The organism is Chryseobacterium artocarpi (genome assembly GCF_001684975.1).
Lineage (GTDB): Bacteria > Bacteroidota > Bacteroidia > Flavobacteriales > Weeksellaceae > Chryseobacterium > Chryseobacterium artocarpi.
In genome coordinates this window covers 251,513-276,361 of record NZ_MAYH01000001.1, presented here as the reverse complement: position 1 = coordinate 276,361, position 24,849 = coordinate 251,513, and the positions used below count along the sequence as shown (strand labels likewise).

The window sequence follows — 24,849 nt, the reverse complement described above, 5'->3', positions numbered from 1 at the left end:
CTTGAATATAAAAAAGACCAGCGGGTGCAACCGCCGGTCATGTATTCAATGAGCGAAAAAATCAGAAGTTATCAACTATTAAATACAATATGCAAAAATATGAAAAATCTTTGCACGGCCGCCCTTTTCTTTATACTCAGCGGTCATGGGATCAATGCCCAACAGAACCTTTCGACCATGAAGGTATCATTTGAAACAGGAAAAACCTCAGCAAACTACGCCATAAAGAGATTCCTGTCACTGCACGTTAAAGAATATGCCTATTCTTCAGAGGAACTAAAAAATTATTCCGTTCCACCTACAAAATGTATAAACGAACCTGTAATAGACTGTCTGAACAAGCTACTAAAAGAAATACCTGTTGAAGTCCTGATCTTTAATAACAGTGTTGTAATCCGACAGAAGAAATCTAAATCTATTTCTTCAACAATTACACCTCTTAAAACGTCCTTAATTGGAAAAGATACGCTACAGGACATCAATAAAATTGATGAAATTGTCGTCAATGCCGGATATTACAAAGTTAAGGACAAAGACAGAACTGGAAGTATAGCCAAGGTCTCAGCAAAAGACATCGAAAATCAGCCTATAACAAATGTACTCTCTGCTGCGCAGGGACGTATGGCCGGAGTAAATATTATACAAAACTCCGGCGTGCCGGGTGGTGGATTTGATATACAGATACGTGGACAAAATAGTTTGCGTACAGGTACATTTACTGCCCCAAATGGCAATATTCCCCTATATGTCGTAGACGGTGTCCCTTTGGCCGAAGTTGCCAGTTCTTACTCCCTGATCTCGTCTACAGTTATTCCTAATGGAAATATTAGTCCTTTAAATAGTATCAGTCCAAATGATATTGAAAGTATTGAAGTATTAAAAGATGCCGACGCCACCGCCATTTATGGTTCAAGGGGAGCTAACGGAGTTATTCTTATTACAACAAAAAAGGGTAAGACCGGAAAGCTCCGTATTAATCTTACTTCCAATTATAGTATCAGTGAACCCATTTCTAATCTCAAACTACTGAATAAAGAGCAATATGTCAAAATGCGCCGTACTGCATACGAAAATGATGGTATCAAAAATTATCCGATTGATGCCTACGACATTAATGGAACCTGGGACATCAATAATGAAACGGACTGGCTAAAGACTCTGCTTGGAAAAAAAGCAACACTAAGAAGTACCCAACTTTCAGCGAGCGGAGGAAGTGAAACAACAAACTTTATGCTAAGTCTCGGTCACAATGAACAAACAACCGTTTTCGGGCAAGGATTTAAATATAGTAACAGTACGTTGAACTCCAATATCTCACATCGTTCCAGTGACAATCGATTTCAGCTGGGTCTTTCCAATATGTTCACCCAGCAGAAAAACAACATGATCATGACTGATCTGACAAGAAATGCCTATATGCTTTCCCCTGTTTCACCAAAGTTATATAATGAAGATGGCAGCTTAAATTGGGCGGGTAATACATTTACAAATCCTCTTGCTTCATATAATGCCACATATGAAAATGACACCAAGCTGTTCCAGACAAACCTGAATACAGAATATGAAATTATCCCAAACCTAAAAATCAAAATGAATGCTGGTTTAAACTATACGATTATTAATGAACTGGCTTTAACGCCAAATACCACTTATAATCCCAATATCGGCGCGGGCTTATCCAGTGCAAATTCACAGGCAAGAAAAAAGAACCAAGAGATCTTTTCCTTAATTATAGAACCCCAGATAAGCTGGCAAAAAGTCTGGTGTAACCATCATCTTGAAACACTTATTGGTGGAAGCTTCCAAACAATTGTGCGGAATACAGACGAAAAACTGGGGTTTGGTTTTGAAAGTAATCAATTCATTACCAATTTAGGTGCCGCAAAAACCATCTTACCGCTCGAAGACTCCGATATCGAGTACCGTTATGCAGCCCTTTATGGAAGACTTAATTACCAGTTTAATGGTAAGTATATACTTAATCTTACCGGAAGAAGGGATGGCAGCAGCCGGTTCGGACCAAATAACCGTTTCGCCAACTTTGGTGCAGTGGGTGTGGCATGGCTATTTTCTAAAGAAGAGTTTTTAAAAAATCAGAAATGGCTCAGTTCCGGAAAATTGCGCGGAAGTTATGGTGCCACCGGTAATGACAATATCGGCGATTTTCAGTATCTCAATAACTACATTGTCTCTTCATCAATCTATAACAATACCACAGCTTTATTACCCTCCCGACTATATAATCCCGATTACAGTTGGGAAATTACCAAAAAGCTGGAAACAGCCATTGAACTCGGCTTCTTCAAAAACAGATTGAACGTAACAGCAGCATGGTATCGTAACCGATCTTCAAGTCAGCTAGTTGGTTATCAACTATCCGCAGTGACCGGATTTACGAGTGTAATTGCCAACTTAGACGCCAAAATAGAAAATACAGGTCTTGAATTTGAAGTATCCGGCAGACCTGTAATAGGGAAAAATTTTCAATGGGAATCGAGTTTTAACATCAGTTTTCCAAGAAATAAACTACTGTCATTTCCCGGTCTGGCAGGATCATCCTATGCAAATCAATATATAATCGGACAACCTACCAGTGTGATCAGACTTTATCAACTGGAGGGGATCGATCCAAAAACTGGATTATATAAATTTACTGATTTTAATGGCGACGGGAAGATCACAGCAACAGATGACAGACAGGCAATCAAAGATCTAGAATTTAAGTTCTTTGGTGGCTGGAACAATAGTTTCCGCTATAAAAACTGGGATTTATCCATGCTCATCCAGTTCGTAAAAAGAAATGGTCGCAACTATAACGGTATAATTAATATGCCGGGAACTATGAGCAACCAACCTGTAGAAGTACTGAACGTTTGGTCAGAACAAAACCAGACAGGTGTATATATGCCTTACAGTACCAAAAATTCAAGCAGTCATAATTTATTCAGATCCAGTACCGCAGCTTTTTCAGATGCATCTTTTATAAGATTAAAAAATGTACAGCTAACCTACAGGCTTCCTTTGCAAAACACTCCTTTTAAAGACGTAAAAATATATCTACAGGGACAGAATCTATTGACAATAACCAAATTTTTCGGAGTTGACCCAGAATCGCTGTCACAGGGCTTCCTACCTCCTATGAGGACATATTCACTGGGCGCAACCTTTAACTTTTAAATTCTGAAAACATGAAAAAAATACATTATATCATTCTTTTTATCGCAATGTTCTGCGCAGCAGGATGCGAAAAATTAATTGAAGTGGATATTCCAAATAACCAGATCGATAAGGAAACGGTATTTAAAGATGTCCAGACTGCCAATGCCGCATTAGCTGCATTATATGCAGAAGTTTACAAACGTTCTCCCATTGCAGGAGCAGATCTTGAGACTTATTTAAGTGCTTATACTGATGAACTTGAAGACTACACTTCTGTCGCATCAGACAGTCGTGATATTTTTCTAAACCAGCAAACTGACACCAACAGCATTGTTTATAATGTTTGGGCAGCAGCATATAAACATATCTATACAGCAAATTCTATTATGGAGGGTGTTACAGCATCAACCTCAATTGGGAATACCGATAAAAACCGTCTAAGAGGCGAAGCATTACTCATTAGAAGCATTATGTTTTTTTATTTAAACCAACTTTACGGCTCTATTCCCTATCCTGAAACGACTGATTATAACGTTAACAACACGATCAATAAGTCTCCATCCGCTCAGGTTCTTTCAAATATTGAACGTGATCTGATCCAGGTATCTGAACTTATCCTGACAGACTATCGCGATGTCGAAAGAATCTACCCGAATAAAATGGTCGCAAAATTACTCTTAGCAAAAGTATATATGGCAAGGCAGGACTGGAACAAAGCAGAGACTATTTTAATAGAAATCAAAGAGAGTCCATTATACCAACTGGAAACCGATATAAATAAAGTTTTTCAAAAAGCAGGAAAGCATGTCCTGTGGCAACTAAAACCACATAATAACGCATCTTTACAACAGGCTACGGCATATTACTTTACTTCATCTGCTCCCAACACGTATGCAATATCAGCACCGTTGATCAATTCATTTCAGCCAAACGACCTACGTCTGCAAAATTGGATAGCGCCCGTAACATTCAACGGAAAAACTTACTATAGGTTAGAAAAGTATAAAAATAGGAACAACACAAATACAAACGAATATGCGATAATCTTCAGGCTTGAAGAAGTCTATCTGCTATTGGCAGAAGTTCTCACACACGAAAATAAGATTGCGGAAGCATTACCCTATGTGAATGCGATAAAACAGAGAGCACAACTTACTCCGTTGGTATACCCTATTAATAAAGATAGTTTGTTGGATGAAATCCTGCTTGAAGACAAACGTGAATTCTTTGCTGAAGCCGGACACCGTTTTATTGACTTAAAAAGAAACGGAAAGCTAAATACGTTACTCTCAGTGAAGCCTAACTGGAAAAACTTTCACGATTTCTGGCCTGTTCCTCAAAAGGAAATTCTCCTCAATGCAAATCTTAAACCTCAAAATACAGGCTACTAATGATGATAAATGCATTAAAATTAATATTGCTACTGACAGGAATCCTTTTGACATCCGCTCAGCAGCATGTAGATACCGTAGATCATTGGCGGGCAAAATTTGATAATCTGTCAGATGTTGTATATCGATCCAAGAATGCCAACTGGCTCGGTATTAGAAAAGTGAGCAAACAGCATGGTGACAGTATTTTTGTGGTTAATACAAAAAACCATGGACAAACGGTATATAGAATAAAGAATTCGGAGCTTACATTTCTAAATGAAGAAGGTGTACTGGGAAAGCACGGACAAAAAGTAATATTTCTGAATCTTCTTACAGGAAAGACCTTCAACTTTGACAATGTAATTGGCATTTATACACTTGAACAGCAAAACAGCTATGGATTGTTATTTAACGACCATCATCTTAAGGTCTATGATACTTTTGGAAGACAGCTTTACGAAATAGCCAATGTTGATAATCTAACTGCTACCGATTCTAAAAACACAATATATTTAAGCAAACTATATAACGGAAAATCTGAAGTTGTAGAAACCACAGTTTCCCAAAAAGAGGTACTCTACAAAACGATAAATAAGATCAGGAAAATGTGGCTTTCGGATTCCGGAAAACAACTGCTAATTATAGAGGTAACGGAGGATACTGATAAGGACAGATTAGTTGTTTTCGAAACTGGAAATTACCCCAAAAAAACATTGGAGCTTAACATTCCAAAAAATGCTATGGTTAACTTTTCCTCAATACAGGATGGCACTTCGTACCTTATCAGTGCACGCGTTAATGTTGAGACAAAAGAAGAACCCCTTGTGGATGTATGGTATGGAAATGACCCCTATGTAAACCAACATTTTAAGATGTTTTCTAAACGGAATTTTTGGATATGGCATCCTAAAAGCAATAAATTACAGGTTATTCCAGTACCCAAAAACATTGAAGTCGGGTCGATCAACAATGACCGCTATTTCCTGACCTACTTTCCACGAAGAGGCCACAACTTCCTTACAAGTGAACCCGAACTCAATGCGGCCCAGATTTACGATCTGAAATCAAATTCATATACTGATATTGGGGACATTAAACTCACCAAGCGCATCGGCAAAGAATGGCCTCTACTGCTAAACCACTCCCTCTACACCTCTTCTGACGGAAAATGGTTTGTAGCAAGTCACGATGGAATAAAATGGACCCTATATCATTCCGATGGAAGCAAAGTGATGATTATAGAAAAAGTGGGATTGGAACAACCCGTATTTTCAGCGAAGTCAGACCATATCTATTTTGAAAGTAGCAATGGTCTCTGGGACTTTGATATTAAACTGAAGAAACTAACAGCTCTTGACATAGGAATAGGAAAAATGACTAAAATCAAGAATTATATACTTAAAACTGACGATTATATAGCAACTTCTTTTTTACCTACAGAAAAAGTTCTGACTGAAATATATGATAAGGATGAAAATGTTATCTCCTTTCAGCTCTTTCAATCCGGGAAAGGGTACGAGGCCATTCCGGCTACAAAAAATAGAGTCGATAAGCTGATTTATAATCCTGAAATGACATCATTTTATACACTTGAAGCGAATTTCAACCTTCCACCGACACTGTTTTCGTATGATAAAAAAAATCAAAGGTCTTTACTTTTTGATGGCAATATCAAAGACAGCGGAGCAAAAAAATTAAAACAGGAGATCTACAGGTATCATGCCGCAGGAAAGAACCTCAGTGGCATTCTGTTATATCCTATTGGCTTTGATCCAAAAAAGATATATCCCATGATAGTTCGCATTTATGACATGCAGAGACACCTTTCAAACTCTTATCTTTCGCCCAACAAGATATTTCCGGAAGGCATCCAGATCAGGACTTTACTGGAACGGGGATATTTTGTTTTTCTTCCCGACACAACAGTGGGCGAGAAAGGTCCGGGACTTTCCGCATTGGAATGTGTTCACAACGCGCTGGACGTAGTGCTGAACAATCCTTTTATTGACCGAAAAAAAATTGGCCTATGTGGACAGTCCTACGGCGGTTATAAAACCAATTTTATCGCCACCCATTCAGACCGTTTTGCTGCTTATTTATCCGGAGCAGGGATCAGTGATCTTATAAATAATTACTATTCCTATAGTATTAACTGGAATAAACCGCTGTATTTCGCATCTAACACATATTATCAGATGGGAACGGCCCCAGCAGATGATAAGGAGAGATATCTGAAAAACAACCCCATTCTCAGTGTTGAAAAAATAAATGCACCGATACTACTATGGGCAGGTAAAAAGGATGGAAATGTTCCTTATACACAGACGATGGAATTTTATATAGGACTCAGACGTTATAAAAAAGATGTAGTTGCCTTATTTTATCAAAATGGAGATCATTCATTTTCAGATGGTACACCAGAACAGATTGACCTGAGTAAAAAAGTGCTTGACTGGTTCGACTACTTTCTGCTGGACAAAGATGATATTGTCTGGATAGATAAACAAATGAAAAAGGATGCCGACTAGGCATCCTTCTTCATTAATTGATACTTCTGTGAAGTTGCTCCGAACAGGTAGTTTCATTCAGCTTGAATTTATACAGCTGGCTACCTTCAAATGTACAAAGTTCTCCTGGTTGTTCATCACACTCCTGTTGTACCTGAACACATTGGCTTCCTTCAATACGATAAGTCGGCATCGCTTTGGAAGCTAACTTACTGCTGGCATAAGCACCACCAAGTCCCATTACTACAATAAGACCGGGTAAAAGTAATTTTCTCATGGCATCATAATTTAAGAGGTTATTACCTACTCTGTTACAGGGTTTTCGGCTAATTCCCTTTTTGGTTCTCCATTATTGACAAGCTGCCCACTTAACAACTTGTTCCGCTGTGTGTCATTTTCAAAAGCACCGTTCCTTATCTTATAACGTTGCAGTTCATTATCTATCAGAACATAAAGGTGATGTCCATCAGAAATCATGGAAGACATCCCTTTATTATTTCGATTGCGTATATAAAAACTACCAATATATTGTTGGCCATCCGCCCGATAAACATCTATAATTGATGAATTTCTCCATGAGCCCGCTGGTTCATGTTTTCCTTTCAGATTTGAACGGTTAAAAATAAGATTGTCATTTAAGGCTGCAGATTTGTTTACACTATATGGAGGTGCATTCATCTTTGTTTTTCCATCAGATAACTTAGTCACTGATATTTGGGCAATGGTGGTTGTATCGATTGTATTAAGTCTGTGCAATATATTCATGTCATTATCCATCACCAGATACTGATTGCGATAGAAATAAGTATATATGATCTTATCTTTTTCAAGATCGGAAATCATCTGTCCATCAACATCAAAAACACCATCAATCTGTTTTTCAAGAATATCATCCTTTAGCTCTACTTTTGGTTTCCTATTAAGATCCAATAAAGCCATAGTGTATTGATTATCGGACCCGCGTTGCGTCCTCAATGCGAATTTCATAGAATCCAATACCACAAGCTGATTAAAAAAGACGTCTCGATAACTAAGTGTATGTGCTGTTGAGTCTCCAAGTTTTCCACGGAAAATAATTGGGACAGTTCCATCATATAGATAATAGTTTGGAAATTTAACCTGTAGCAAAACATTCCTGAATGGATGATCTGTGTTATCAAGTGCGATTTTCGTTTGGGAGAGTTTCAGAAGCCCCGTATCGACTTTTGTAATTAATAATGGTGCCGTTAAATTTCCAAGGTAAATAGATCCATTTGCCATACCAGCAAAATAATAGGAATTCACCCCTAAATCTAATTTTTCATCCTGCATAACCGGATGCTGAAGGAAACGTCTGGTAAAATTGTTTTCTTTTTTAATAATATGCTCAGAACTTTGGAAGAGCCCGATCACCGCAACACAGCTCAGAACTATAATTGCCCCCGCAAGCCCAAATTCTCTTAAAATGGCAGCTCCCTTTCCCTTGGCAAGTACATATAAAGCTATGACCGCTAATACTAAAAATGCGATATTAAAAATCAAATGCTCTGTCCATCCCAATTTCTCGAGAATACCACCGCAAGAGCAAGGTACAAAGTCACTGAAATTCAATATAAGGTAAATGTACAATGTAAAAGCCGACATCAACCCAATAGAGGCTAAAAGTCCCCATCTATTCCATTGAGGTAATAAAAGAAGAATAGCAACAGCAAATTCAACGATTAAAGTTGTATAGGAGATTACACCTGCATAAGCACTCAATAATGGTGACTGTGCTAACTGAACCTGAAAATTCTCAAAATCAAGCATTTTACTTGCAGCAGCGTAAATAAATAACAATGCCAGCAAAATACTTGTTATTTTTATAAAATGTTTCTTCAAAAATTGTACAGCCTTCATAATCACTGGTATTGATTATGACAAATTTCGCAAGAATAGGAATATTAAATATTTCTAATGGTAACATTATTATTTCAAATAGTACTATTTTTATTTCAATTAGTAATAAATATATTTCAATTAGTAATATTACTAACTATTAATAGGCAATACGAGGTATCATTGGAAGAGTAACCCCGTATTTTAAAAAGGTCTTATACATATTGGGATAGTCAATAAACTTATTTTTAAAAGCGATCTCTTTAAAACTCATCCGTGTAAAGATAATATCCACCACTGCATCCATAATTTTCCTCTTTAACAAAAAACTATAAAATGTATCTCCAAAATATACTTTACAGTCTTTTTGAAACTGATTATAAGAAAACCCTTTCCTTGCTACCAAATCGCGAAGAGATTGTTTATTATCAGGATCATAGGATTCCAAAATTTCTTTTACATAAGAGATGTCTTTAGACATAGTCTTTATGGAATTCTTTGGTATGTGAAGATCAACCAGATGCATAAAAACTATTTTTTTATTTTCCATCTTAACAACTCCTGCTATCAGATGCATTTCGTCATTATCTGCGTATCGCAAGTGGATAGGAGTTACATCATTGCCGATCGGATATTGCTCATTTACGAAGTTTAGTGCTTTTATAACTCGCATATCTGAATCATTAACATCTGCTGAATCAGTATTAAAGACATAATCCACCACAAAAACCCCAATAGAAAGAAAGTTTATCTGTTGTAGAAATCTGAAATAAAAATCAGCGACACTTTTCAACTGGACAGATAGTTGGTTTAGTTCAGATAGATAAACAGCAGATCTCACAAAATTCATCTTACAAAAAAGCGCAATATTACTCCCAACCAAAGCATCCAGATATGAAATAACATACAAATTCATTATTGATACATAAAATTAAAAAATCAGACCGAACAGTTATAGTTAGTGCACTTATACAATTATCCGGAGGATCATATATTGGTCTATTATCTAAATTAATATTTTTTCACTTTATAAAGAAATATTATTAATATAAAGAAAGCGAAAGGCTTTATAAAGCATAAAATCTAAAATTAATTGTAACAAAAAAAACGGGCAGTCCGAAGACTGCCCAGGGCATATTTTCATTACAGTAGTGTAGGTTATTTCTTATTGAAAAAATAGCAATTAATCAGTTATCTCAAAAACATCACGAATTGGCCCAAACTTCCTACTATTAAATTGCAAGGAAATCTGCTTCTCATTTCCGAAAGTATCAACTATCCATATATCAATACTTTGCGACACAGTTGATTCCGAAGTATAATATAACCTAAAATCTTTGTCAGGAATAGGATAAAAATCATTGGGTAAGAATTGTTTGCCACCTAGGGAAATAAAATTTTCAACCAATTGATTATCAATAAATTACATATTTTAGCGCAAATTATATAATATCCTGATTTAATGCAACTTATGTAATTTCACAATTTCCTAAGCTCAAATTTTTGCCCCTTTTATTGCCCCTTTAGCATAAAATCACAAAATTTGAGCATAGGAAAAATAGAATTGTTATAGAATTTCATTGTCTAACTTACACCAAATGGTATTAAGTAATTCTTAAAGACGACTATTGGATTCTATATACCCTTAATTTGGAGAAATTATGTTTTTAAACTCCATCGCTTGACTATTTTTAAAAATTATATTCAACTTAAAAATTTCCAATTTCATCTGGATTAACTAAAAACCAAATTTTAGAATATTTTTCACAGATTAACCTCTTCTTTGGGCTCAATTTTGTATCCATTTAATTGCATTGCCCTGAATAAAGGAGTATAATGACATCCCCAATGCCATTATTGAAGCCTATGGCCTGAATAAGTATTTTTTTGGACTTAAAAAATCTGATTATGAGCTCGAATATCAGAATTGAAAGAGTCTGCCAATATTGCGGTACAAAATTTATTGCCAAAACAACAGTTACCAGATACTGTTGCCATAGCTGTAATCGAAAAGCCTATAAACTTGAACAAAGAAATACAAAAATAAGCTATGCCAAGTATCAAATCCATCATACTGAAGAGCGGCAATATCATCCTGTGAACAGTCCGGTATACCTTACCGTAAAAGAAACTTCCACAATATTGAAATGCAGCACAAAAATGGTTTATTTCTTAATTAATAACGGCCGCTTAAAAGCCATCAACCTATCTGTAAGAAAAACGAGAATCAATGTACTAGATCTATCACTACTCTATTAGAATCAATCAAAACACATCTATACTACATAAAAGATTGATTTCATAATATTTTAGAAGACCTCAATAACTTTTGTTGCGGGTCAATTTGACAACATTCAATTGTATTCTATCCCTTAATACAGAAATCATGACCAAAGTAACCTTACGTCATAAACCGATAGGTAAAGGACGAAAAAGTTTGTATTTAGAAATTTATCCACCTATACAAAGTGAAACAACCGGAAAGCTGCTGAGAAAACTTTATCTTAAAATGTTTACTTACAACAGGCCAAGATCTGAGGTTGAAAGACATCATAATAAAGAAACGGTTTCTTTAGCAGAGCATATGCGTGCCCAACGTCAAATTGATGTGCATAATGCTGACTATGGATTTTTAAACAAAACCAAATTTAACTCTGATTTCATAGATTTTTTTCAAACAGAAGCCAATAAAAGACCTGGATCAGTGCATTGGAGTATGGCAGTTGCTTATTTTAAAAAGTTTGTGGGTAAAACATTTCTATTCAAACACCTTAATGAAACACTTTGCGAGGCGTACAAGAATTATCTGTTGTCTTCCCCTTCTCTTGGACGATCAAAAAGAACAATTAAAAAAAATACCGCTGCCACTTATTTTTCAAGATTTAAATCCGTTCTTAAAAAAGCCTACAGAAACAAATATATTTCAGCAGATCTGGGAAATTCTATTTATAACATTAAAATAGATGATACCCATAGACCTTATCTTTTTAAAGATGAATTACAAAAAATGGCTGATTCTGAATGTAAATCCTCTATTGTAAAGAAAGCAGGCATATTTTCAGCATTAACCGGACTTCGTTTTTGTGATATTGAAAATCTAAAATGGGGAAATATACAGGGAACATCCGGGAATTATTATATATTGTATAAGCAGAATAAAACCGGAAAGGCAGAATATTATCCAGTGTCTAATGACACCCTTTCACTATTAGGATCTCGTGGAGGAGATGAAGTAAAAATTTTCGAAGGCCTGAAATACGATCTTGTAATAAAATATCTTCCAGAGTGGCTTAAAAATGCGGGAATCAAGAAACATTTTACATTCCATGGTTTTCGCCATACATTCGCTACATTACAGTTGACATCCGGCACAGATATCTACACGGTATCAAAATTATTAGGCCATAAGGATGTTAAAACTACTGAAGTTTATGTAAGAATTGTAGATGAATTGACCAAAAAGGCTTCAGAAAAAATTAAATTAGATTTGAATGCAAAAACTTATTAAACTAAAATAAGCAGATCCCTCGATAAGATTAATTTTTAATTATTTCATTTATTATCATTTTTAATACAATAAATATCAGCAAGTTGCTATTACATATACTTAAATGCACCAGCTCTCTTAAATCTTAATAATTGCACTACATTTAATAATAGTCCTATTAAAAATCTGTTTTAAAAAGTTCTGTTGCATTTAGGTATATCCTTATCTTAATTCATTTTCAGCTACAACTTAGCTCCAACATATCTATTGCACCATCTCCGTTGTTCTCTTCAAAAACTCTTCCGTATTCATCTGCTGGGTCATTCTGCCACGGATGATGTAGAGATGTTGTACAAAGGTGCCGCCGTTCTTTTCAATAATTGCTTTAAAATCATCAATATAATTCTGTTCAAACTTACTGTTCATGGAGTTGAAGAGAATGACTTTCTTTCCTGTAAAGTTGTTGTTACGGGCAAATTCAAAGATTTGAGGAGCTGGGCTGTACAGCCAGATTGGAGAACCGATATAGATGGTGTCATACTTCGATAGATCAATTTTGCCGGGAGTAATCTCAGAAGCTGTATTTCTTGCGTCCTGTAATGCTTCAATCCATCCGGTGAATCCGATATGATCTCTGTCTGATTGGATAGGTATTACTGCTGCATGCTTTATTTCAGCAATCTTTCGGGCCATTAATTCTGTGTTTCCTGAACGTGAAAAGAAGACAACCAGATTCTTATGATGATCTCCATTTTGGCTCAGCGACTTAATGATATTTTTATTTCGGTGATATTGGTAGCTGTCAATGCTCACAATGGTTATGGAAAATATAAAAACACCTGTGATGATGGCTCCTAAAGCTATCCAAAACATTTTTTTAAGATTTTGTTTTTTCATCCATTACTTTCCTTTATTACTGAAAAAAGACCTGCAAAATACCACAGGCCTTTCAAAAAAACACTTATACAATTACCTCAGCAATCTGAAATGTTTCTTCCAGATATTCCGGATAGTTTTCCAGATCGGATTCTATTTTCTGATCTCTGAAAATATCAAATGTTCCATAATCCGGCATAATTTCGTAGCCTACAAAACGGTAGGAACTGGTTAGGTTTAAGAATAAATCAGCAGTCGTCTTTCCCTGCATTAAAACCTGATCCGGATTACCAAATGCTTCCCTCGGAGCATTCCATGTTGCAGACACCATAAATTTTTTGCCATACATCTTTCCTCCTGTACCATATTGTTTGCCTGGATCTTCTTCGCTTCTGCCGTCTGCTTCCTGAAATTTCTTTGAAAATAAACCTGCATTGAATACTTCATCTACATATTTCTTATAGATCCATGGCGCCCCAAACCAATTGACAGGGGTTTGTAGAATAACGATCTCAGCGGCAAGATGTTTTTCAACTTCTTCAGTGGGATCATAGCCATTTTCAATGTATGTTTCTAGTACCTGGTAGCCATTGGAAATAAAAAATTCTTTTGCTTTATCCTGAAATGCTCTATTCAGTCCTCCTTCAGACCAGTTAGGGTAAGTTAGATGGGTATTGACTAAAAGCACTGTTTTTTGATTGTTCATTTTTTCTTTTTTTTCTTACATGTTAAATATTGAAATCAATAAAAGATGGTTTATCATCATACACTCCCGGTTTATTCACGCCCACACTTGCTTTTACATCTTTTCCTGACTCAATAATATCTCTGATGTAAGCGGCAACCGCTTTTCTGGAAACTTCTGTTCCGATAAATGATTCTCCTTTCTGCGTTGTTTCAAAATCCATCTCATCATTATCCGTTAACCAGCTTGGGCGTACAACCGTGTAGTCGAGGTCTGAAGCTTCAATGATATCAGCCGCTTCTCTATAGCGAACGAGATCCTGACCAATGATTGCCTCATTCCATTCTCCGAACTTACCAGGAATTTCTTTGTAGATTCCAAGGGACGTTGTGAAGATTAATCGTTTTACATTATTCTTGTTCATTGATGTTACGATCAGATCCGCAAACTTATTCATAGGCCCATCAACATTGACAAATACAATGTCCTGACCTTTAATAGCTCTATCTAGTTGTTCACTATCCAATGCATCTCCCTGAATGATATTTGCGTCAGGCGCTTGTTCTGCCACTTCTTTTGTGTGTCTTGAAAACAAAGTCAGTTGGTATGTTTCATTCTCTTTTAGGAAGTCGATTAAATGCCTGGAAATTCTTCCGTTAGCACCAATGATTATAATTTTCTTTTTCATTTTTATTGATATTTTAATTTTAATAGAAAGATGGTTTATCGCCTTGTGATCCTGGTTTTTGAACTCCAACGCTGGCATGATTATCTTTTTCCTGATTTTTCAGAAGGCTCACAATATATGCTGCCACTGCCTTACGGGATACTTCTGTACCGGTAAATGGTTCTCCCTTCTGGGTAGTCTCGAAATCTGTTTCATTTTTATCGGTAAGCCATGATGGACGAATTACCGTATAATTTAATGCCGATCCTTCAATGATATCTGCCGCATGACGGTAACGCACCAGGTCTGCGCCAATCATCCTGTCATTCCACTGTCCGAATTTTCCGGGAATTTCATGATAGATTCCAAGAGAGGTAATGAAGATTAACCGTTGAACTTTTTCTGCTTCCATTGTTTTTACAATTTCACCGGCCATTTTATCTACCTGACCTATAAGATTGGCATAAACAATATCCTGCCCTTTTACAGCTTCCTGTAAATCTTCCTTGTTCAATACATCTCCTTTAATAATTACAGCATTGGGAGCCTGTTCCTGCAGACCATTGATATTTCTTGCAAACAGAGTAAGTGCAATATTCTTATCATCTTTAAGATCTTCTATAACGTGCTGTGCAATTGCTCCACTTGCACCCAGCACTAAAATTTTTGCTGCCATTGTTTTCAATTTTATACTACAAATTTACGCCATGTCTCTACCGTCAATGGGAAACAGATTACCTAATTAAGGATACTTTTTACGGTTTTCTTTCTTATAGTCCTTGCATCTGTTCCTTCATAAAAAGTAAAAACCCCTCCACAGCGTGAAGAGATTCTTACCATCAACTTAAATTATATTTAAAATAAAATACTTAATACATATAGGCTCCATTATCTACCGTAAGAACCCTTCCGGTTACCGCTTTACTCATATCACTTACCAGATATAAAATTGCGTTGGCTTGATCTTCAGGCTGTGTTGGTGGCACTTCGGTATTTACGTACAGAGAGTTATATCTCAACATTTTATCTCCTCCTGCTAAATCTCCTGCCGCCCATGCTCTTGCCATAGGAGTGTCCGTATGACCGGGAGCCACTGCATTACAACGGATTCCTGTTCCTGAAAAACGAATCGCTATATTTTTTGTCATGATATTAACGGCTCCTTTGGTAGAAGTATAAGCTACTCCACAAACAGGAAGTGAACCGTTAACGGATGTTACATTAACAATCACCCCTTCATTTCTTGGCATAAAATGCTGCACTGCTTCACGGCAATATCTGAAAATCCCAAAGTAATTGATCTGGGCCACCATTTCGAAATGCTCATCGGTGGTTTCTTCAATGGAATACATATCTCCATATCCTGCATTATTGACCAATATATCTACCTGCCCAAAGGTTTCTATTGCCTTCGTGAAAACTTCTTTAGGTGCTTTTGGATCTGCTGAATCAGCCACCAACCCGATTGCCTTCCCTCCTGCTCCTGTTATCTCACCCACTACTTTATCAAGTTCTTCTTTGTTGATACTTGTCAATACCAAATTGGCTCCTTCCTGAGCGAATAGTTTTGCGGTTGCCAAACCTATCCCGCTGCTTCCTCCTGTAATGACAGCTGTTTTATTTTCCAGTAATAATTTCATTTTTATTTCATTTTTACATTAGAATACTACTTAAATTAAGCTCCCATGTAGGCTCCGTTGTCTACTACAAGAACACGTCCTGTTACTGCTTTACTTAAGTCACTAGCAAAATACAGGATTGCATTCGCCTGATCTATCGGCTGGGTATAAGGTAATTCCTGATCAGCATATTTTGCAGCGAACTCCACCATTTTCATACCTCCTGAAAGTTCACCCGCTGCCCAGGCCTTTGCCATAGGTGTTTCTGTATTTCCGGGAGCTACAGCATTACAACGGATACCTGTTCCAGAGAAACGGATTGCTATATTTTTAGACATCATATTTACCGCTCCTTTTGTAGAGGTATAAGCGACTCCTCCTACAGGAAGAGACCCGTTGATGGATGTTACATTGACAATCACACCTTCATTTCTTGGCATAAAATGCTGTACTGCTTCTCTGCAGAAACGGAATACCCCAAAATAATTAATCTGTGCTACCATCTCGAAATGCTCATCGGTGCATTCATCAATGGCTACCATATCACCATATCCCGCATTGTTGACCAGTATTTCTACTTGTCCGTACTTTTCAATGGCTTTTGAAAATACTTCTTTTGGAGCTTTCGGATCATCTGAATCTGCCAGAATGCCAATCGCATTTCCACCCAGATCAGTGATACTTTTTACAGCTTCGTTTAATTCATTTTCATTACGTGCAGTAAGGATTACATTGGCTCCTTCCTGTGCAAACAACTGTGCCGTAGCCAAACCGATTCCTTTGCTTGCTCCGGTAACAATTGCCGTTTTATTTTCTAATAATAATTTCATTTTGATATTGAATATTTTAATTGGTTTTTATTTATTCTGAACTCTATTTCAACAACTCTACTTTAATGGCTGCCGTCTTATTGCTACTCATTGCAGATACATCATCTTCGGTTTTTCCGATATAACACAGCTCATTATCAGCAAAAGTTCCATCTGCAAAGAATATCCCTAACCCCTTATATTCTGCGGAATATACAAGATGTCCTTTTTTAGCCTCCTTGACAGGTTTTAAACCATTGGTCGTAATTGCTTTTGTGGTAGGTAGATAATAATGATTATCATGATAAATGCCAGCGGAACCTTCAAACGGTAATGTTTTCAGCAGTTCTTCTGTTGTTTTATTGTTTTCCAGCGTAAATACATAAGATTTACCATCCACACTAATCTTTATGACAGGGGCTTCTTTTTTGGCAGGCTTTGACAGCTCCGGTTTTAAGATCCCTTTGTTCTCTGTTGTGGTATTGCTGCATGAAATGATTGCAGTTCCTACAACAATTGGGATTACAGAAAAAAAATTGTTCATATCAGTATTCTTTTATTTTGATTAATCTGGGCTGGATTGAAGAGTTTAAGTATAAGGGGCTGGAAGTTACTTTTAGTTATAAGCTATAAATAGCCACCTGCCTAAGTGTGGAACTTATTCTTTCTTATTCTGAGTCGTATACTTTTATAAAGTCTACCATAAAATCATCAAGCTTAGTCTCGCTCAATACAGGTTTATTTAAATAATACTCGCTATAGATTGTTCCATCAGCCCTGCCTTTATTCATTTCTAAAAATAATTTTGCTGTTTGCTGGGACATTCCATTTTGTAAAAGGGAGACTGCTAACTGTCCGTCCGTAATCTCGAGCCAGTTCAATCCGGGATTTTGTATGGCACTCCCTATCGTTTGTACCAGATCATTTCCACTGAGTTCTTCACTAACTACATAGCGAACTTTTTTACCATCAGAAACACCTGTCAACTCTTCTGCTATAACAGCCGCAATATCTTTCGGGGCCACCCATGGCTCAACTACTTCTGCACCATAATTGGAAAAAATGCTATTTTGGGACTTTATGGTGGGAATGAATCCATAAATATTACTGAAGAAACTCGGTGGACGAACAAAGGTAACTGCAACATCATCCGGTAATGTTCTTATGATATTTTCAGCAATGTGGTGTGATGTCAACAGCCCAGCTCCGCTTTCCAGATGGGCACCCATACTACTGAGATGAACAACCTTCTTTACTCCCGATTTTAGTATAGCTTCTGTATATATTGCTGCTATTTTCCTATAAAAATCAAGAACATCATTTTCCGGATCAAAAAAATTAACAGAGGGTATCATTAAGTACACTGCATCTGCTCCTCTAAATGTTTCTGTCAGAAAATTAACATCTTCTACGGATCCTATAGCAGGCTTTGCTCCAATGGCTTCAATACTTGCTTTATTCTGCTCACTGCGGCTAACAACCGTTACTGTATTTTCGTTCACCAATTGTTTTGCCAATGGCAATCCAATATTTCCAAGAGAGCCTGTTATTACAATATTCATTGTCTGTGATTGTTTTAAATTAACCCGGAAATTTTTTACTTTTCCTGAATTTCATGATTAAATGCTCTCAGATAATCTATATACCCTTGTCTACCAAGCTTTAGATAATGTTCATAATGCTTTTGTGCATCTTCACCGGCAACGTAATTCAACTGCTTTTTACTGTCTGTAATAGCTTCATAAACAATTTCGGCCATTTCCTCTGATGTGGAAGAATAGGTATCAAAAGCCATTGCCTGCATCCCTCTTTGAAATACAGAGGTATATTCTTCCTTCATCCCTATCTTCACGTTATCGATGAATGCTGATTTAATAACTCCCGGTGAAACTGTTTTAGTAACGATGTTGAAGGCATCCAATTCAAATGCAAGAGTTTCGTAAAATGCTTCCACTCCTGTTTTGGCGGTATTATAGATAGAATTTACAGGAACCGGAATCAAACCAGCCAATGAAGTAACGGCAACGAATAAACCTTCATTCTTTTCTCTGAAATAGGGAATAAACGCATTGGTTACCCTGATCACTCCTAAAAGATTGGTATTAAGCTGTTCTACAATCTGTTCATCTGTAAGACTTTCCGCCGGACCAGCTAAACCATAACCAGCGTTGTTCAGAATGACATCAACTCCCGTATCCGCAATGACTTCTGCTGCGACCTGGTTAATCTGCTGTGGATCTGTGACATCGAGTTCCAACACTTTTATGTTTTCCAACGCTGCCAGATCTTTCCCTTTTTCCATATTACGCATAGTAGCCAACACTCTCCATCCTTTGGATTGAAATAATAATGCGGCTGCTCTTCCCAGGCCGGTTGATGCGCCTGTAATTAATATTGTTTTCATTATTTTTTATTCTTTTTATATGAATCAAATTTAGATAGAAACCTTACAAGCATTAGGAAACAGATTACGTTTAAAAGGATACATTTTACGGTTTCTTCAGGCGTATCCTTTGGTATATAAAAAAGACCATCTCAAAAATATGAGAATGGTCTTTTTTCTAACCTGTTTAATAATTTATACCTGAATCAGAACCTTGTTTTTCACTACATAACAGGATTTTTATTTCCCGTTATAATCTTCATCTGAAACCGGATCCATCCAGTTCACCAGTCCTTTTTCGGCATTGATTCCAATCGCTGTATGGATCATTACGCTATCAGGAGAAGCTCCGTGCCAATGCTTAATTCCAGGCAGAATGTTTACAAAGCCCCCTGCTTCTATTTGTTGTACAGGACCTCCTTCTTCCTGATAATAACAAACTCCTTCCCGAATCAAAAGAATCTGATTACTGCCGTGTGTATGCCAGTTGTTGCGCGTCCCCGGCGCAAACATCACTTCTCCTACGTAAGCATCTGTTTCAGCATCCGGAAACACATAATTTTTCACCCATGCTTTTCCTGTAAAATATTCGTCAGGTGCAGGCAAAAATCCCATGATTTCAATTTCTTGGTCTGAATACATAATTCTATTTTTTGACTTTAATAAAACTGTTCTTGCCCAAAATATACAAGAACAATTAAAACTTTATTTTATTTTTATGCCAGATTTTCTTTAAAGAAAGGGATTGCTTTTTCCAACGCTTGTCTTACGGGTTCCGGCTGATCGTATAAATCATAATGGGAATATCCTTTTACCACAACCAGTTCTTTCTTTTCAGAGGCTGCACGGCGAACAATTTCATACCCGTCTCTGAATGCTCCGAAACCTCCCGGCTTATCTCCGATCACCACAAGAATAGGTTGTGTTAACAGAGTTTCAGCAAGGTAGAAAGCATCCCAACCCATTCCAACGCCCATACGGGAATATACTGCACTAGTGGCCCCTCCTACGGTTTGACCTCTTGAAGTCTTATAATAATCTGTTGCTTCCAATACATCAATATCTTCAATGCCTGCAGATTTACCTGCTTCAACAGATTCAGGAAGCATATTGATGGTTAGCAGATCTCCGCCCTTTGCTTCGGCGCTTCTCTGTGCTGCCACCTGGTTTAATACTTCCATTGGGCTTCCGCCGGCAAATCCGTCTCTTAATAATCGTCCAAAGTTTACTCCGGTAATAGAAACGACTGCTTTGATACGTCGCTCCGTCATGGCAATATTCAATGAATAGGCACCGCCACCACATACACCAAGGATTCCAATTTTATTAGCATCTACGTAAGGTAATGTTTCCAGATAGTCGATGGCATAACGTACATCATCGGTACGTTGGTAAGGGTTTTCAATATACCTTGGGGTACCTCCACTTTCTCCCTGGAAAGAGGCATCAAAGGAAAGTACAACAAAACCTGCTTCTGCCAATGCTTTACCATAAACATTTCCCGCAGTTTGTTCTTTACAGCTCCCAATTGGGTGCATGGTTACAACGGTCGGATATTTTTTATTTCCATCAAAATCATTTGGAAATTGCAGAATACCGGCATTATCCCATGCTACGTTTTTGAATGTTATTTTTTGTGAGTTCATTTTGTTCTTTTTTAAATTTTAATTTTATGAATAATTACTGTTTGAAAATCCCGTTATAGGTTTCCTCAACTTGTTTTTCTCTTCCGATTTCATCTCTTCTTGATGCCAAATACTGTGCTGTTGCTCCCACTACATAACGTAACTGATTTTTGCTATCAGTAGCGGCCTCATAAACAACCTCTGCTACTTCTTCGGGTTTGTTGTAAGAGCTTTCATCGAATATTGCATTGAATTTCTGCAATGCTTCAGCATAGTTTTCATCTCTTACAAAATCAACGGAACGTCCGGCAAAATCGGTTTTTATTCCTCCCGGAGCAATTGTTTTAATTTGAATATTATTGAGTCCCAACTCGTATGACATGCTCTCCGACCAACCTTCAATTCCCCACTTAGCAGCGTGATAAATGGAACTGAAAGGAAAAGTAACGACTCCGCCGATGGATGTTGTACTTAGAAACAATCCGCCTTTCTTTTCTCTGAAATAAGGGATAAATGCTTTAGTTACCAATATTACTCCCAAAAGATTTGTATTAAGTTGTCGTATAATCTGTTCATCGGAATAGCTTTCCAGAGGACCCATAAGACCATATCCTGCATTATTATAAACGACATCTACGTCTCCCAGTTCAAGTACTTTTTTAATGGTCTCTTTGATCTGATTTTCATTGGTGACATCCATTTTCTAAAGATGACAGCTCTGTTTCTTTTTCAGGAGTACGCATGGTAGCGATAACATTCCATCCTTTTGAATGAAATAATTTAGCGGTTGCTTTTCCTAATCCGGAAGATGCTCCTGTGATGAATATTGTCTTCATATTTCTTATTTTGTTGAATCAAAATTACTTCATATCAAGCTCTTAAACAGGATACATATTACTGTAAAAGAGATACATTTTACGGTAATTTTCACTGAGAGTAAGAGAAATCATATATCCCTTTCTGGATTTACTGATTTTGCTCCCATTATACTTTTTAATAAAACTCCCTCATCAAGCGGCTGTTGTGAGGGAGTGAATTTTTTAAGCTAATTTTTCTTTAAAGAAAGGAACTAATTGTGAAACCGCTTCGTTTACATAGTTTTCTCTGTCATATAAAGACATGTGGTTGGCTCCTTCTACGATGTATTTCTTTTTATCCGTAGTGGCTGCGATATTCAACAGGTCATCACTCATCCATGCGCTTCCTGCTACGCTTCCTACAATGGCAAGAAGTGGTTGAGTAAAGAAGGCTTCCGCTTTGTTATAGGCATCATAAGAGATAATCTGAGTTAAGCTTCTTGCTGTAGCAAACCCTGGAGCTGTAGGATACTGGCAACGATCAGTGTGGTAGTATTCCCATGCTTCTCTTAGTTCTTCGTTAGGAGCATCTTCTTCTTTCATTGGTGCTAAAGGAAGTGTCTGGGTTCCTTCTTTTGCATCGGCGGTTCTTGCGTTTGATCCAGCGATTAAATAAGGAAATGCATCTGCATCTTTTACATTATTCTCCCATCCGTTACGGAACATTGATCCGATATTGACAGCACTCACCATTCCCACCGCTTTGATTCTATGATCGTTGATGGCTGCATTGGCAGTGTAACCAGCTCCTGCGCAGATCCCCATTGCACCGATATTTTCTGTATCTATATAAGGAAGTGTTGTTAAATAATCAATCACTGCACTTACATCTTCTGTTCTTATATAAGGGTTTTCCAACTGACGCGGCTCTCCTGTACTTTCTCCCTGATAAGAAGCATCATACGCAATCGTAATCAATCCGTTTTCAGATAGCTTTTTTGCATATAACCCTGCAGTCTGTTCTTTTACTCCTCCACCCGGGTGAGATACTACTACTGATGGGTACTTTTTGTTTTGGTCAAATCCTTCAGGAAAATATATTACTGCTGATAGGGTAATTCCTTGACCGTTTCCGTTTTTAATACTGATTTTTTCTTGTGACATGATTTTAAATTTATATTTGTTAATTATTATTTTTCCTTTTTGATAGATCAAAGTTACGAACATGTATTGTTCTGGAACGGAGACATTTTACTCAATAAAAGATACATTTTACTGATTGAAGATTTTTAGTACTGATATTATCTTTAAATGAATTCTGATTCTTCAAGCCATACTTTAATCTTGGGTAATGCTGATGCTATTTCACCTTCACTTATGGACAATACTTCTAAGACTTTCGCTCCTTCCGCAAACTCTCTGATTTCATTTACACTTTTCCCGGTACCATACCCTTTGTGTGTATTAAAGGGAGCTATTGTAATCCCACGAAAGTCATTTTCTCTGAGAAAGGATCTGACTACGGGAGGAAGACGACTATCCCAAACCGGGTAACCCAAAAAGACAGTATCATAACTTTGGATATCTAATTTAACCTTTTTGAAATCAGGAAGTACCTTTCCTTTATTCTGTCTTGACATTTCTTCTATCGCTGCCTGAAATCCTTTTGGATAAGGCACAACCGCTTCTATATTCACAACCTCAGCAGCTATATATTCATTCACCATCTCTGCAATCTTCTCTGTATTTCCTGAGTGTGAAAAAAGAATGATTAAGTTTTTATCTGTTTTCATTGATATCGGATTGATTTCTGAATGTTTTAGGTGATAAACCTGTTTTCTTACGGAAAAAACGGGCAAAATAATTAGGATAATCGAACCCTAAACTATAGGATATTTCACTTATGGATAAGTCTGTATTTTTCAACCTATCTTTTGCCTGTACCACAACATAATCGTGAATATGATCAATGGGAGCTTTTCCTGTAAAGTGCTTAATCAGGTCTCCAAAGTAATTGGGAGAAAGAAAGCTTTTCTGAGCAAAAAAGGCTACAGAAGGTAATCCTTTGAGACTTTCGTTCTCAACAAAATACTCCGTCAAATTTTTATGAAACTCGTCGATTACTTTGTGATAAATATCTTTTCTTGTGTCAAACTGCCGGTCATAAAAATGTCTAACATAGGTCATGATCAGACTTACATAGGAAATAATGATGTTTTTCGAGTAATATTTCTTTTGAAACTCAACATCAGCCTTTTTAAACAGGTCCCATAAGATGGCAACTTCGTCTTCTGTAAGGAATAAGGCTTCGTGGTTGTTGTAATGTACAAAATTATAATCCTTTGAAAATTTCTCCAGATAACTGGCGCTTATCATGATGGCATATCCACCCATCGGAGACTTTATATCCCATTCCAACGAATTCTGTGGACAGTCTACGTACATGTAAGCAGAGTCTGACATATCCTCCAAATGCGGATTGTTTGCTCTTACCGCATCACTTAAATGAGGTTTAATAGACAGCAGGTAGAAATCAATCGCTACTGTTTCAGATTTCAGTCTTATATTTTCTTTACCTTCAAAATTGACAATATGAAGATCGTCGCTTTTCAGATCCCCGACATTGAGGTATTCATTAAATTCTTTGATCCCAAATATTTTCATTGCTCCTTTGTATTTCTTTTTCTGAAACAAAATTATAAACAAAGGGTTTCACAGACCGGATACAAAATACTTTAATATGGATACATTTTACTGATGTGAAAAAATAGGCTTAATCTCCTATCCAAATTGGATGAATTATGATTCATTATGTGGCCCCTTTCTTCGGCTGGCAATCAGATTTCGTCCTTGAATAACTCTCAGATACCGTTTGTAGGAGATAAATTTTTCTTTACCGAAACCATGCTGCAGCACATAAATAAGACTTCCAAAGCCTATTATGTAGTTGTTTCTATTTATATAGTCTTGGGGAATTCTTTAATGAATTTTCTGACGGTGAAACA

At 36.9% G+C, this 24,849-nt stretch carries 25 protein-coding genes; 5 read left to right on the top strand and 20 right to left on the bottom strand.

What is annotated here, in order from left to right; translation table 11 throughout:
* Positions 1 to 99 precede the first annotated feature (99 nt).
* Genes BBI01_RS01150 through BBI01_RS01140 form a run of 3 tightly spaced genes read left to right on the top strand, consistent with a single transcriptional unit; the run spans position 100 to position 7,060 of the window.
* Positions 100 to 3,177, top strand: coding sequence for a SusC/RagA family TonB-linked outer membrane protein (locus BBI01_RS01150; protein ID WP_065393324.1), 3,078 nt, complete (start codon positions 100 to 102; stop codon positions 3,175 to 3,177).
* An 11-nt stretch (positions 3,178 to 3,188) separates the two neighbouring features.
* Positions 3,189 to 4,550, top strand: coding sequence for a RagB/SusD family nutrient uptake outer membrane protein (locus BBI01_RS01145; protein WP_065392852.1), 1,362 nt, complete (start codon positions 3,189 to 3,191; stop codon positions 4,548 to 4,550).
* Positions 4,550 to 7,060, top strand: a complete 2,511-nt coding sequence (locus tag BBI01_RS01140; protein WP_065392851.1) for an alpha/beta hydrolase family protein — start codon at positions 4,550 to 4,552, stop codon at positions 7,058 to 7,060. The genes BBI01_RS01145 and BBI01_RS01140 overlap by 1 nt, the downstream gene beginning before the upstream one ends.
* A 13-nt stretch (positions 7,061 to 7,073) precedes the next feature.
* Here the strand turns inward: BBI01_RS01140 and BBI01_RS01135 are convergent, their stop codons facing one another.
* The 4 genes from BBI01_RS01135 to BBI01_RS01120 all read right to left on the bottom strand — a co-directional run bounded on the left by BBI01_RS01135 (position 7,074) and on the right by BBI01_RS01120 (position 10,304).
* Positions 7,074 to 7,316: a DUF6520 family protein gene (locus BBI01_RS01135; RefSeq protein WP_123862040.1), complete on the bottom strand. Its 243-nt coding sequence runs from the start codon at positions 7,314 to 7,316 to the stop codon at positions 7,074 to 7,076.
* A gap of 26 nt (positions 7,317 to 7,342) precedes the next feature.
* The gene (locus BBI01_RS01130) at positions 7,343 to 8,917 is read right to left on the bottom strand and encodes a DoxX family protein (protein ID WP_065392849.1); all 1,575 of its coding nucleotides are present in this window, start codon (positions 8,915 to 8,917) and stop codon (positions 7,343 to 7,345) included.
* 139 nt (positions 8,918 to 9,056) lie between these two features.
* On the bottom strand, positions 9,057 to 9,812 hold the full coding sequence (locus tag BBI01_RS01125; protein WP_065392848.1) for a helix-turn-helix transcriptional regulator: 756 nt from the start codon (positions 9,810 to 9,812) through the stop codon (positions 9,057 to 9,059).
* Between the two features lie 267 nt (positions 9,813 to 10,079).
* Positions 10,080 to 10,304 carry a TraQ conjugal transfer family protein gene (locus tag BBI01_RS01120; RefSeq protein WP_065392847.1) on the bottom strand — a complete coding sequence of 75 codons (225 nt, stop codon included), beginning with the start codon at positions 10,302 to 10,304 and terminating at the stop codon, positions 10,080 to 10,082.
* A 500-nt stretch (positions 10,305 to 10,804) separates the two neighbouring features.
* Here BBI01_RS01120 and BBI01_RS22290 point away from each other — a divergent pair, with 500 nt between their 5' ends.
* Positions 10,805 to 11,155, top strand: coding sequence for a helix-turn-helix domain-containing protein (locus BBI01_RS22290; RefSeq protein ID WP_083189980.1), 351 nt, complete (start codon positions 10,805 to 10,807; stop codon positions 11,153 to 11,155).
* A 127-nt stretch (positions 11,156 to 11,282) separates the two neighbouring features.
* Positions 11,283 to 12,404 carry a site-specific integrase gene (locus tag BBI01_RS01115; protein ID WP_065392846.1) on the top strand — a complete coding sequence of 374 codons (1,122 nt, stop codon included), beginning with the start codon at positions 11,283 to 11,285 and terminating at the stop codon, positions 12,402 to 12,404.
* Between the two features lie 243 nt (positions 12,405 to 12,647).
* On the opposite strand, the gene BBI01_RS01110 is transcribed toward BBI01_RS01115, so the two are convergent.
* The 16 genes from BBI01_RS01110 to BBI01_RS01040 form a co-directional block, all read right to left on the bottom strand.
* Positions 12,648 to 13,256, bottom strand: coding sequence for a flavodoxin family protein (locus BBI01_RS01110; protein WP_065393323.1), 609 nt, complete (start codon positions 13,254 to 13,256; stop codon positions 12,648 to 12,650).
* Positions 13,257 to 13,344: 88 nt separating this feature from the next.
* On the bottom strand, positions 13,345 to 13,965 hold the full coding sequence (locus BBI01_RS01105) for an NAD(P)H-dependent oxidoreductase (protein WP_065392845.1): 621 nt from the start codon (positions 13,963 to 13,965) through the stop codon (positions 13,345 to 13,347).
* A 22-nt stretch (positions 13,966 to 13,987) separates the two neighbouring features.
* Positions 13,988 to 14,632: an NAD(P)H-binding protein gene (locus BBI01_RS01100; RefSeq protein WP_065392844.1), complete on the bottom strand. Its 645-nt coding sequence runs from the start codon at positions 14,630 to 14,632 to the stop codon at positions 13,988 to 13,990.
* 19 nt (positions 14,633 to 14,651) lie between these two features.
* Complete coding sequence (locus tag BBI01_RS01095; protein WP_065392843.1) at positions 14,652 to 15,287, bottom strand: NAD(P)H-binding protein; 636 nt, start codon at positions 15,285 to 15,287, stop codon at positions 14,652 to 14,654.
* Between the two features lie 193 nt (positions 15,288 to 15,480).
* Positions 15,481 to 16,251: an SDR family NAD(P)-dependent oxidoreductase gene (locus tag BBI01_RS01090; protein WP_065392842.1), complete on the bottom strand. Its 771-nt coding sequence runs from the start codon at positions 16,249 to 16,251 to the stop codon at positions 15,481 to 15,483.
* A 35-nt stretch (positions 16,252 to 16,286) separates the two neighbouring features.
* The gene (locus BBI01_RS01085; RefSeq protein WP_065392841.1) at positions 16,287 to 17,060 is read right to left on the bottom strand and encodes an SDR family NAD(P)-dependent oxidoreductase; all 774 of its coding nucleotides are present in this window, start codon (positions 17,058 to 17,060) and stop codon (positions 16,287 to 16,289) included.
* A 43-nt stretch (positions 17,061 to 17,103) separates the two neighbouring features.
* On the bottom strand, positions 17,104 to 17,583 hold the full coding sequence (locus BBI01_RS01080; RefSeq protein ID WP_065392840.1) for a cyclophilin-like fold protein: 480 nt from the start codon (positions 17,581 to 17,583) through the stop codon (positions 17,104 to 17,106).
* Positions 17,584 to 17,707: 124 nt separating this feature from the next.
* Positions 17,708 to 18,601: an NAD(P)H-binding protein gene (locus BBI01_RS01075; RefSeq protein ID WP_065392839.1), complete on the bottom strand. Its 894-nt coding sequence runs from the start codon at positions 18,599 to 18,601 to the stop codon at positions 17,708 to 17,710.
* A 35-nt stretch (positions 18,602 to 18,636) separates the two neighbouring features.
* Positions 18,637 to 19,443 (bottom strand): SDR family oxidoreductase, encoded by an 807-nt coding sequence (locus BBI01_RS01070; RefSeq protein WP_065392838.1) that lies wholly within the window; start codon positions 19,441 to 19,443, stop codon positions 18,637 to 18,639.
* Positions 19,444 to 19,662: 219 nt separating this feature from the next.
* Complete coding sequence (locus BBI01_RS01065; protein ID WP_062674818.1) at positions 19,663 to 20,064, bottom strand: cupin domain-containing protein; 402 nt, start codon at positions 20,062 to 20,064, stop codon at positions 19,663 to 19,665.
* 74 nt (positions 20,065 to 20,138) lie between these two features.
* The gene (locus tag BBI01_RS01060) at positions 20,139 to 21,068 is read right to left on the bottom strand and encodes an alpha/beta hydrolase (RefSeq protein WP_065392837.1); all 930 of its coding nucleotides are present in this window, start codon (positions 21,066 to 21,068) and stop codon (positions 20,139 to 20,141) included.
* 34 nt (positions 21,069 to 21,102) lie between these two features.
* Positions 21,103 to 21,747 (bottom strand): SDR family NAD(P)-dependent oxidoreductase, encoded by a 645-nt coding sequence (locus tag BBI01_RS01055; protein WP_317040712.1) that lies wholly within the window; start codon positions 21,745 to 21,747, stop codon positions 21,103 to 21,105.
* Entirely contained in the window at positions 21,731 to 21,883 is a 153-nt protein-coding gene (locus BBI01_RS23165; protein ID WP_317040711.1) for an SDR family NAD(P)-dependent oxidoreductase, read from the bottom strand. Before BBI01_RS23165 ends, BBI01_RS01055 begins: the two co-directional genes overlap by 17 nt.
* Positions 21,884 to 22,087: 204 nt before the next feature.
* Positions 22,088 to 23,008, bottom strand: coding sequence for an alpha/beta hydrolase (locus BBI01_RS01050; protein WP_065393322.1), 921 nt, complete (start codon positions 23,006 to 23,008; stop codon positions 22,088 to 22,090).
* A 143-nt stretch (positions 23,009 to 23,151) separates the two neighbouring features.
* The gene (locus BBI01_RS01045; protein WP_065392836.1) at positions 23,152 to 23,637 is read right to left on the bottom strand and encodes a flavodoxin family protein; all 486 of its coding nucleotides are present in this window, start codon (positions 23,635 to 23,637) and stop codon (positions 23,152 to 23,154) included.
* On the bottom strand, positions 23,624 to 24,508 hold the full coding sequence (locus tag BBI01_RS01040; protein ID WP_061085624.1) for a helix-turn-helix domain-containing protein: 885 nt from the start codon (positions 24,506 to 24,508) through the stop codon (positions 23,624 to 23,626). Before BBI01_RS01040 ends, BBI01_RS01045 begins: the two co-directional genes overlap by 14 nt.
* Positions 24,509 to 24,849: the final 341 nt, after the last annotated feature.

Bases quoted from the DNA above. Each gene is read 5' to 3' on its own strand.
- BBI01_RS01115 (WP_065392846.1), top strand. From the start codon at position 11,283: ATGACCAAAGTAACCTTACGTCATAAACCGATAGGTAAAGGACGAAAA.
- BBI01_RS01050 (WP_065393322.1), bottom strand. From the start codon at position 23,008: ATGTCACAAGAAAAAATCAGTATTAAAAACGGAAACGGTCAAGGAATT.
- BBI01_RS01040 (WP_061085624.1), bottom strand. From the start codon at position 24,508: ATGAAAATATTTGGGATCAAAGAATTTAATGAATACCTCAATGTCGGG.
- BBI01_RS01080 (WP_065392840.1), bottom strand. From the start codon at position 17,583: ATGAACAATTTTTTTTCTGTAATCCCAATTGTTGTAGGAACTGCAATC.
- BBI01_RS01095 (WP_065392843.1), bottom strand. From the start codon at position 15,287: ATGGCAGCAAAAATTTTAGTGCTGGGTGCAAGTGGAGCAATTGCACAG.
- BBI01_RS01060 (WP_065392837.1), bottom strand. From the start codon at position 21,068: ATGAACTCACAAAAAATAACATTCAAAAACGTAGCATGGGATAATGCC.
- BBI01_RS01055 (WP_317040712.1), bottom strand. From the start codon at position 21,747: ATGGATGTCACCAATGAAAATCAGATCAAAGAGACCATTAAAAAAGTA.
- BBI01_RS22290 (WP_083189980.1), top strand. From the start codon at position 10,805: ATGAGCTCGAATATCAGAATTGAAAGAGTCTGCCAATATTGCGGTACA.
- BBI01_RS01065 (WP_062674818.1), bottom strand. From the start codon at position 20,064: ATGTATTCAGACCAAGAAATTGAAATCATGGGATTTTTGCCTGCACCT.
- BBI01_RS01070 (WP_065392838.1), bottom strand. From the start codon at position 19,443: ATGAAAACAATATTAATTACAGGCGCATCAACCGGCCTGGGAAGAGCA.
- BBI01_RS01105 (WP_065392845.1), bottom strand. From the start codon at position 13,965: ATGAACAATCAAAAAACAGTGCTTTTAGTCAATACCCATCTAACTTAC.
- BBI01_RS01110 (WP_065393323.1), bottom strand. From the start codon at position 13,256: ATGTTTTGGATAGCTTTAGGAGCCATCATCACAGGTGTTTTTATATTT.
- BBI01_RS01140 (WP_065392851.1), top strand. From the start codon at position 4,550: ATGATGATAAATGCATTAAAATTAATATTGCTACTGACAGGAATCCTT.
- BBI01_RS01045 (WP_065392836.1), bottom strand. From the start codon at position 23,637: ATGAAAACAGATAAAAACTTAATCATTCTTTTTTCACACTCAGGAAAT.
- BBI01_RS01135 (WP_123862040.1), bottom strand. From the start codon at position 7,316: ATGAGAAAATTACTTTTACCCGGTCTTATTGTAGTAATGGGACTTGGT.
- BBI01_RS01090 (WP_065392842.1), bottom strand. From the start codon at position 16,251: ATGAAATTATTACTGGAAAATAAAACAGCTGTCATTACAGGAGGAAGC.
- BBI01_RS01125 (WP_065392848.1), bottom strand. From the start codon at position 9,812: ATGAATTTGTATGTTATTTCATATCTGGATGCTTTGGTTGGGAGTAAT.
- BBI01_RS23165 (WP_317040711.1), bottom strand. From the start codon at position 21,883: ATGAAGACAATATTCATCACAGGAGCATCTTCCGGATTAGGAAAAGCA.
- BBI01_RS01100 (WP_065392844.1), bottom strand. From the start codon at position 14,632: ATGAAAAAGAAAATTATAATCATTGGTGCTAACGGAAGAATTTCCAGG.
- BBI01_RS01130 (WP_065392849.1), bottom strand. From the start codon at position 8,917: ATGAAGGCTGTACAATTTTTGAAGAAACATTTTATAAAAATAACAAGT.
- BBI01_RS01075 (WP_065392839.1), bottom strand. From the start codon at position 18,601: ATGAATATTGTAATAACAGGCTCTCTTGGAAATATTGGATTGCCATTG.
- BBI01_RS01085 (WP_065392841.1), bottom strand. From the start codon at position 17,060: ATGAAATTATTATTAGAAAATAAAACGGCAATTGTTACCGGAGCAAGC.
- BBI01_RS01145 (WP_065392852.1), top strand. From the start codon at position 3,189: ATGAAAAAAATACATTATATCATTCTTTTTATCGCAATGTTCTGCGCA.
- BBI01_RS01150 (WP_065393324.1), top strand. From the start codon at position 100: ATGAAAAATCTTTGCACGGCCGCCCTTTTCTTTATACTCAGCGGTCAT.